This window comes from Cyanobium sp. BA5m-10, assembly GCF_024346255.1.
Lineage (GTDB): Bacteria > Cyanobacteriota > Cyanobacteriia > PCC-6307 > Cyanobiaceae > Cyanobium_A > Cyanobium_A usitatum.
In genome coordinates, this window is the sequence record NZ_JAGQCP010000093.1 from 1 (window position 1) to 5,180 (window position 5,180).

Genomic DNA, 5,180 nt, shown 5'->3' on the forward strand with positions numbered 1-5,180 from the left:
TGGTGCCGTCGCCGTTCAGGGCGAGCTTGGGGTTGAGGTGGAAGGCCAGCGTTGGGGTTGCCTCCCAGGTGTTCATGGTTTCAAAGAAGAGGTAGCCCTGCTTGCTGCTCTCGTCTTCGTTGCGGCCAACGGAGACGCGGCCGGCTGCCCAGATTGGCAGGCCCTTGCTGGGCCGAAACACCATGGCCTTGCCGCCGAAGCGCAGGTTGAGGCCACCGTTGCCGGCAAAGGTGTTCACGTAGCTGTTGCGGGGCTCGATGCCGTTAAACAGGCCGCCGGCGATCTGGAACTGGAAGTCGTTGGACACTGAGTAGCCGGCGCCGCCGAAGAGGTTGCCGCGGCTGTCGCCGTTCAACCACAGCTGGGTTGTGCCATCGGCGGGGGTGAGGGCGGTGTTGACACTGAGGCCGCCGAGGGCCAGGGAGGCCTGGCGGCGGGTATAGCGGGGGCTGGGGGAATCCATGGCGCCGGGATTCCAGGTGAAGCGCCCATTGAGCATGGGTTCGGTGGGCGCGCTGGGCAGGGCCAGGATGGCGGTGGCCGGGCTGAGGCCAAAGCCGTTGGTGATGCTGGCTTCTAGGCCGATGCGGGGGTTTACTGCCACGTTGGCGCCGGCGCTGAGGATCGGCACGCGGGAGTACACCAGATCGCCATCGAAGGCGTTATTGCCCGGGCCGAAGGGCAGCAGCGCCGAGGCGAAAAGCTGCACCTGGTTGCCGAGGCGGTAGCTGGCGCCGAGGCCCAGGCTGATGGTGGTGCCGTAAAACTCCCCGGCACCGCCCTGGCCGGAGCCCTGGGAGTCGGGCAGGAAGGACACTGCCGGCACAAAGGAGAGCTGCAGTTGGCGGCTGGCCTGCCAGGTGAGGGGCAGGGAAAGGGCCCCCACCCAGTTGCGGGTGAACACCAGCTGGCCGGAGTCGTTGAAGATGTTGGGAGTGCCGGGCCCATCGCAGCTCACGGTGCCGCCGCAGCCACTGCCCACGGTGAAGAGCTCGAGGGCTCCTTCGGCGGCGAGCTGCCAGTTGGGGCCCCCGGCGAGGCGGCCGCGCAGGCTGGCGCCGGCGGCATTCCAGTAGTTGGCTGGCTGGCTGGGCCGGCTGGGGATGGCGGCGTAGAGGGGGTCGTCGGCGTAGGTGTAGGTGAGGGACAGCAGCAGCGCTCTGGAGAGGCCCACATCGGCGCGGAAGCCGTAGTTCTGGTTGCCGCTGCCGCCTGCGGCACCGCCATCGCCGGGGCTCACCTGCTGGAAGCTGAGCTGGGCCAGGCTTTCATCCAGGAACCAGGCGGTGGGCAGGGGGCCCAGGCGCAGCAGGGGCAGGTAGTCGGCCCGGTTGGGCAGCAGGCCGGCGAACACGGCCTCGGCTTCCGCGGCGCTAGCTGGGGCGCTCGCTCCAGTGCTTGGCGCGGCCGGGGGCGCCAGGGAGGGATCACCTTCAGGCACCGGAGCCCATTGGGGTGACGCGCTGCTGCCGGGATCGCCGGGGGGCAAGGGCTGCCAGCTGGCACCGGGTAGGGCCGGATCGGTGGCGGGCGGCACGGGGTTCCAGCCCTGGGGGCTGGCGGTGGTGCTGCCGGGGACGGGTGCCAGGGGCTGCCACTGGGGCTGGGCCCAGCCGGGCTCCCCCAAGCTGCTGGAGCCCAGGCTGAGCAGGGCCGCGGCGACGGGCAGCAGCTTGGCCAGAGGCCTAGGCATCCGTGCTCTGGAGCTGCAGCCAGCCCAGCGTGGGCCTGCCTTGGAGTTGGAGCTGCTGGCGTAGGGCGTCGAGCTGGGGGCGGGTGATGGCGCCAGGGCGGGCCACCAGCAGCTGGGCCTGGCAGGTGCCGGCCTCCACCAGATCACTGGTGCAGAGCACCTGGGCACCGGGGGTGGCCTGCTGGAGCGCCAGTTGCAACGCCTCAGCCAGCTCAGGTTCGCCTTGGCCGGCTACAGGGATCAGGGCCACGGTGGACGACCCGGCCAGGGGGCCTGAGGCCAGCAGGGCCATGGTGGCGGCCCAGCTTTCAGGCGCGGCGGGATCGAGGCGGGCCAGCAGGGGGCCGGGCAGGGCGGCCTGGAGCTCGTCGGTGGCAAACACCCGGCCGCTGCGGCGCTCGGCCACCAGGGCGGCGCCGGAGCCGAGCACCAGGCCGGCCAGCAGCCCCAGGGCCAGGTTGCGGCCCTTGCTGGGGGAGACGGGCTTGTCGAGCAGGGTGGGGGTGGAGATCAGCTGCCAGGGGTCGGGTTTGCGGGCCTGCTCGAGGGCCAGCACCCGGCGCTCGTCTTCCAGCTTGTTGAGGGTGGCCTCATCGCGGGCGGCCACGCGCAGCAGTTCGCGGTAGCGAATCAGCACGCCCTTGGGGCGATCGGCGGCGGCGAGGCGAGCTTGGGCGGCACTGCGCTTGGCCTCTAGGAAGCCAAAGGCCTTGGTTCTCAACAGGCCGATCAGCAGGCTCCGCTCCTCCTTGAGTGTCCTGATCGAATCCTCTCTTTCAGTGAATTTTGAGCGCAGGAAAGCCAGCTGGTTGTCGATCGAGTTGAGGCGCTGGGGAAGCCCTTGGGCGGCGAGCTCGGGAATCAGCAGGCCCTGGAACATGACGCTGTTTGGATCGCTGCCAAGGGATCTGAGTTGTTTGAGTTGTTCATTGATATTGCGGATTTCATTGGCGGCTTATACCCGAACGGCTTCGATGTTGAGTGAATTGACCACCTCATCGTCCCCTTTGCCTTCACCCTTGAGGGCGGTGAGGTCCTGTTCGATGGCGAACCGCTGGGCGGCGCGCAGGGAGGCCACGGCCCGGCGGCGGTACACCTCGATCTGCTGGTCGAGGTAGGCCACGCCGCGCACCAGGCCGCGCTCGCGGTCGCGCCCGGAGTAATCCTGGTAGGCCTTGGAGATGCGGTCGATCACCGGCAGCACCAGGGGCTTGTCGGTGTCGCGGTAGGCGAGGTTGAGCACGGAGGTGCCCTTCTCGAGCTTGATCTTGAGGTTGTTCTTGAGCCAGTCGGCGTAGCGCAGCCGATCTATGTTTTCACCGGCCCGCTGCTTGCTGGTTTTGACGAAGTCGAACACCGGCTTGAGCACCGAGGGGCTCTCGAGGATCTTTACCTCGGTTTCGAGGCTGTCCTTGCCGCCACCCCCGGTGCCGATCAGGGAGGCCAGGGCAGGATTCTGGGCTAGCAGCTGGGCGGCTCCTCCGCCCTGTTTCTTGTTGGGATCGGCCAGCACGATCTGAAATTCCCCTTCCCACACCGGCTTCTGCAGCAGGGTGACTGCGGCGGAGAGCAGCAGGGTGCCGCCGGCGACCTTGGCGATCAGGCGCCAGCGGCGCCGCAGGGAGGAGGCGAGCTGGCCAAGGTCAATCTCGTCGTCGGCTGGAGCCGGCTGGGGTAGGGAGGGGCTCATCAGCGGGCTCCTCCAAACAGGCTGTACACCGAGTAAACCCCCACAAAGGGACCAGCGAGCTCGTTCATCACGCTGATGCTTGCGGAGAGGGCCGAATCCTGCACGCGGATGATGTCGCAGGCCATCAGGATTGGATTGGCCGCCGAGTCGCTGGCGGCGTTGGGGTTGTAGGTGAACAGGCGACGATCCAGTTCGCCTTCTCGGGTGAAGCGAATGAATTCCACCTTGCCGCGCAGCAGGGAGGGGCCGCCAGCGAGGTTTAGGGCCTGGTTGAGGGCTGAGGCCTGGGGCAGGGTGATGCCACCGGGGGTCTTGACCCGGCCACTCACGTACACCTGGATGAACTGGGGGCTGAGGTTGGTTTGCCCTGCCTTAAGCAGCTGCTCGCGCAGCACCACGGGGCTTTTGGCCACGCTCACCACGTCGCCGTCGAAGAGGCGGATGTTCTGGGATTCATCGCCCTCGGTGATCAGGCTGAGGAAGTTGAGCTGGGTGCGGATCTTGCCGCCGCCGGCACTCACGGGCTGGCGGCGGGTCACCTGCACCTCAGCCAGGTTGGAGTAGGGGGTTATCCCCTGGGCGGTGCGGATCGCGTCGAACACTGTCGGGAACAGGGTGGCTGAACTACTGCCACCGGCGCTGCTGCTCCTGCGTGTGGTTAGACCCTGCCCCAGGGCTGTCGAGCCGCTGGAGATATCAGGGGTGGTGTTGGGATCACTTAGATCTTCCATGTTGCTTTGCACACCACTGAGGGTGTAGTAGCCCGGCCGCTTCACCTCGCCGCCCATGTAGATGCGGATCGGGCGGAAGCCCACCGGGCGGATGTAGATCTCGGGCTGGCGCACGTAGCGCTTGAACTGTTCGGTGAGGAAGTAGCGCAGCTCCTCCACCGTGAGCCCTTCGACATAGAGGGCGCGCAGGTGGGGTAGGTAGAGGGTGCCATCTGGGCCGATCGACACGGTGCCGCTGAGCTCGGGGATGTCGACCAGCTCAATCTGCAGGGTGTCGCCCGGGCCGAGGATGTAGCTGTCGTATACGACTCGGCTGCGGCTGGTGGCCGCAGGGGTTGGGGTGTTGGCCAGGGAGGGTTGCAGGCCCAGAACAGCCAATGCCACGGCTGTGCCAGCCCACCAAGCTCTTCGTCGCAGCGGTTGCACCGGGATGGAATGACGCTTATACCCCAACCCTATCTGCCGTAGCGGGCAGATCTGCTGTTGCAGTGCCGCTCTGATTACTGGGAGTAGAGGGGGGAGCTGAGATTAGCTCTAAACGTGCAAATTAGGAGTTGTTTACATGACTAAATCTGGATCTGTTGCTGTGCGATCTTGGGCTAGCAGAGGTGAGAAAGTTGAGTTCTGCTCCCTTTCCTTCTGCGTTCATACGCCATAGTTATATTCATTCAGCAACTACCGCAAAGACCTGGAGCTCCTGGAGGATTTCCTGGAACACCCTGCGTGATCGGCTGCGCAGCCAGGGCGAGGCCTTCCTGCTGGGATCGCGGGACACCTTGCGGGACCGCCGTCTAACCAGCCATACCTACAACCTCGCCACAGCGGATGCCATTGCGGCGCAGATCATCGATTGCTACCTGCCATGTTTTCAGCAGCTACGCACCAGGCTGGAGCAACGGGTTCAGGAGGAGGCGCCATGACCATCCCGGCACAGCCGCAGGTAGCGCCCCTCTGAGTGGTGTAACTCAGGAGGTCCTGTGACCCTCTCCGGAGGGTGAACAGTGGCAGGCAGGGGATGACTGCCTGGAAGCTGATTGCGCAGCTCCGTTTATCCATTATGAACCCT

The 5,180-nt window shown here is 66.2% G+C and carries 5 protein-coding genes; 1 reads left to right on the plus strand and 4 read right to left on the minus strand.

The features are described 5' to 3' along the window. The 4 genes from KBY85_RS15800 to KBY85_RS15815 form a co-directional block, all read right to left on the minus strand. Positions 1 to 1,693, minus strand: a 1,693-nt coding sequence (locus tag KBY85_RS15800) for a hypothetical protein (protein ID WP_254962414.1), incomplete at its 3' end; no start/stop codon positions are given. Next, a complete protein-coding gene (locus KBY85_RS15805) occupies positions 1,686 to 2,573 on the minus strand; it encodes a hypothetical protein (RefSeq protein ID WP_254962415.1) in 888 nt (295 codons plus the stop codon). The genes KBY85_RS15805 and KBY85_RS15800, both read right to left, overlap by 8 nt. Before the next feature lie 75 nt (positions 2,574 to 2,648). Further along, positions 2,649 to 3,383 carry a Wzz/FepE/Etk N-terminal domain-containing protein gene (locus tag KBY85_RS15810; protein WP_254962416.1) on the minus strand — a complete coding sequence of 245 codons (735 nt, stop codon included), beginning with the start codon at positions 3,381 to 3,383 and terminating at the stop codon, positions 2,649 to 2,651. Continuing rightward, the gene (locus tag KBY85_RS15815) at positions 3,383 to 4,498 is read right to left on the minus strand and encodes a polysaccharide biosynthesis/export family protein (RefSeq protein ID WP_254962417.1); all 1,116 of its coding nucleotides are present in this window, start codon (positions 4,496 to 4,498) and stop codon (positions 3,383 to 3,385) included. The genes KBY85_RS15810 and KBY85_RS15815 overlap by 1 nt, the downstream gene beginning before the upstream one ends. A gap of 233 nt (positions 4,499 to 4,731) precedes the next feature. On the opposite strand from KBY85_RS15815, the gene KBY85_RS15820 reads away from it, so the two are divergent. After that, positions 4,732 to 5,034 carry a nucleotidyltransferase substrate binding protein gene (locus KBY85_RS15820; protein ID WP_254962418.1) on the plus strand — a complete coding sequence of 101 codons (303 nt, stop codon included), beginning with the start codon at positions 4,732 to 4,734 and terminating at the stop codon, positions 5,032 to 5,034. Positions 5,035 to 5,180: the final 146 nt, after the last annotated feature.

Excerpts from the sequence above, each read along its gene's own strand:
- KBY85_RS15805 (WP_254962415.1), bottom strand. The coding sequence starts at position 2,573 with ATGTTCCAGGGCCTGCTGATTCCCGAGCTCGCCGCCCAAGGGCTTCCC.
- KBY85_RS15810 (WP_254962416.1), bottom strand. The coding sequence starts at position 3,383 with ATGAGCCCCTCCCTACCCCAGCCGGCTCCAGCCGACGACGAGATTGAC.